1 protein-coding gene and 1 pseudogene are annotated in these 1,358 nt (G+C 69.5%); one reads left to right on the plus strand and one right to left on the minus strand.

What is annotated here, in order from left to right:
- A partial coding sequence (locus ETD83_RS43395; RefSeq protein WP_171064757.1) for a hypothetical protein occupies nt 1–808 on the plus strand: 808 nt, incomplete at its 5' end.
- 227 nt (nt 809–1,035) lie between these two features.
- Here the strand turns inward: ETD83_RS43395 and ETD83_RS41855 are convergent.
- Nucleotides 1,036–1,358 (minus strand): annotated as a pseudogene (locus ETD83_RS41855) (hypothetical protein); the annotation flags it as partial.

Genomic DNA, 1,358 nt, shown 5'->3' on the forward strand with positions numbered 1-1,358 from the left:
GTTCGCCACCATCACCGCGGCCATCGTCGCCACCGGTTCCTTCCTGGCCATCACCAGCGCTCCGGCGGCGGCTCAGGATCAGCAGGGCCTGATAGACCAGGCCCGTTTCCACGCCCAGACCGCGCTGCTGCGGGCCGACTGCAAGCAGTACCTGACCGGCCCGAGCTTCCAGGCACCCGACGACCGCGATCCCCAGCAGGTCGCGGGGCGCGTGCCCATCGTCTCGACGCCGGTCCCCGCCGGCCAGCCCGCAGGCGCCATCGCGTCCTCACCCTTGTTCCGCGGGGTCCGTGGCACGATCTCCGTGCACCCCAACTTCTTCACCTCCGACCCCGGCCTGCCGGTCGCCCCCGCCGCGTTCGACCCATCGGCCGAGCAACAGCGCACCATCGCCATCCTGCACGAGATCGGTCACCTGACCGGCCGGGAAGGCGACCACAACCAGGACCTGCCACGGCAGTTCGAGTACAACGCCACCATCTTGAACCTGTGCCTGGCCGGACCGCCGCCGCTGACGCCCCTACGGATCATCCGCTTCACCTGCAGCCCGCTGCCGCAGGGCTTCAACTACATCAACTGCGAAGCGTTCTGGACCGGCGGAGTCGACCCGGCCTCCGCCCAGTGGTACACCCCACGAGCGCCGCGCCAGCCCGTCGTGACCACCGATCCGATCAACCACGTCACCACCGCCTCGTTCGACTGCAACAACCCCGGTGAAACGGAGCTCACCTACACCACCTCGGTCCAGATCACCGACAGGGCCGGCGCCACCGCATCCTCGGGCCTGACCATCCCCTGCGGCTGGTAACACCCAGCACGGCCCGGTGGGGCCGGATTGCCGAACTTGATCTGCGGCGTCCGCGCGGTTTCGAGGATGCGGCCGTGAGAGCCTCGTGCATCCCACCGAGCGGCCCGCCACCCACCCGCGAGGCGAGCCGTGTCTCAATCGTGACCGCCGCACAGCCGCGACGATGCTCCGGTCAGCATGGCCAAAGGACGCCCACCTAGGTGGGCGTCCTTTGGCGTTCGGGGACGCTACTTGAGGACGGGGAGGCGCTTGACCAGGCGGGTCTCTCCCCACCAGCGGCCGAGGCCGAGGGTGTCGCCGGCGCTGACGAGGGCCAGGCCGACGATCAGGATCGCGTAGATCAGGTGGTCGTCCATGAAGGGGTTGTTGTCCGGGGGGAGGACGGCCGTCCACATCATCACCAGCAGGGCCGCGCCGGTCACAGCGGCGATCCGCATGCCGATGCCGAGGATGAGGGCGCCGCCGATCGCCGCCAGGCCGAGCATGAACAGCCAGTCCGCCCAGGCCGCTCCCGCGATGTCGTTGTAGAAACCGGCGAACGGGCCGGTAG

The sequence above is a fragment of the Actinomadura soli genome (assembly GCF_005889715.1).
Taxonomy (GTDB): Bacteria; Actinomycetota; Actinomycetes; order Streptosporangiales; family Streptosporangiaceae; genus Spirillospora; species Spirillospora soli.